Consider the following 1515-nt stretch of genomic DNA (forward strand, 5'->3'; position numbering starts at 1 on the left):
ACACAGGGACGCCATAGACAAAGAGTTCCAACGCCTTGAGCTTTTTGGCTTCGGGAAGGCGGCTAAGTTCCCAGGCGGTTTTCCACGAGTACTTGCTACCGCACCGACGGCATTTGAAACGGCCATCAGCGAGACGCCAAGCTCGGGTGTATGTGCACTTCGGGCATTCTCTCATGTCCAGACCTGCCTATCACAGGTCCGGTTTGGTTAGGTATTACCTTCTTTTTAAGGCATTCAGAAAATCAGGAGACGCCAATGGAACCCTCAGCGCCCCCCCCTCTCCTCGCCTTACGCAGCATGCACCGTCAGCCATAGCGTACGACATAATTCGCCGCGCCGACCTGACACAAGCAGCGCTCCCTTCTCAATAAAAGCAAACCAAGCCGCACCCAATCCGCACAGGATCGTGCATTGTAGCTATGTTGCGCCTAAAAAATAGCGCACCACGCCACACTTAGGAATGCTTTACCAACTTTGGCACTATAATTTCGCTTTCAAAATGTGGACGACTCCTGCCGTTCACATCATATTCATCATGCAGAAAAATTTTCTGCATGATGTGACACTTTGGCATAACTCTCAAAAGCACATAAGCACACAACTTACGCGCCACGAGACATCGCCACGACGTCTATGACAAAATTTACGCACTACCAATCAGCAAAGTGCGCACAATCACAAAGGCGCACCGAACAAGGGGAACACAATGGACACTGCACAAACCTCCGCCACTCCATTTCTCTCGCCAGTCCACGCACCAGAGGCATTGCCCGGATGGCTGACAGAAAAGCAGGTTGCACTGCTGACTTCACTCAGCGTGTCCACCTTACGGAACCATCGCCAGCGCCGCATGGGCATCCCATACGTGAAGCTCGGCCGATCCGTGCGCTATGCCCGTCGGGCCGTTGAAGACTACATGAACGCCCATTCAATCACCTACTAACCATCACTGGAGAGCGCCATGTCCATGCACTTTCGCCCAAGTGACTCGACGCACATCGAAAACGCCACACGCACGCCGGCCCCAGAGAGCAAAAGGACTCGAAAGAATGCGAGCCAGCTCAACACCGAAAGGAGCACGGTCAAGGACCTGCTCGGCAACGGCGTCCCGCTCCTCAAAATCCGCCATCAGCTCGGCCTCACTGCACAGCAGCTCAACAGCCACATCGCCGCACTTTGCGCCGAAGGGTTCAGTGTCCAGCAGCCACAATACGAAGTCGTAACGGCAAAAGCACTACCGCCTGCAGTCCAAAAACAACTCGGAGCGACCGCAGGCGACCTGGTCAAGTGCGAACTCAACGGCACGAGCCTCGTGCTTAGCGTTGTCACGGACTAATGAATAGCGGGTGGGGAGGTGATACCCCCCCCACCCCAACCAACAAGAATTGGGTTCTTCGACGTTTAATGTGGAATTGACCGACCTCGCCCAGTTTGGATAGCCCTCCCTCAGGAGGATTGCCATGCTTGCCGAACAAATATTCGCCTTGGGTCTTGGTCTCACGCCACCCTGGAAAG

At 54.5% G+C, this 1515-nt stretch carries 2 protein-coding genes; both read left to right on the forward strand.

Annotated features, from left to right (window positions below; translation table 11 throughout):
• The first annotated feature begins 706 nt into the window (after nucleotides 1-706).
• Entirely contained in the window at nucleotides 707-943 is a 237-nt protein-coding gene (locus tag FVW20_RS20165) for a helix-turn-helix domain-containing protein (RefSeq protein WP_196610223.1), read from the forward strand.
• 18 nt (nucleotides 944-961) lie between these two features.
• Nucleotides 962-1336, forward strand: a complete 375-nt coding sequence (locus tag FVW20_RS14925) for a hypothetical protein (protein WP_196610224.1) — start codon at nucleotides 962-964, stop codon at nucleotides 1334-1336.
• The last annotated feature ends 179 nt before the right edge of the window (nucleotides 1337-1515 follow it).

The sequence above is a fragment of the Nitratidesulfovibrio oxamicus genome (genome assembly GCF_015731765.1).
Classification (GTDB): domain Bacteria; phylum Desulfobacterota; class Desulfovibrionia; order Desulfovibrionales; family Desulfovibrionaceae; genus Cupidesulfovibrio; species Cupidesulfovibrio oxamicus.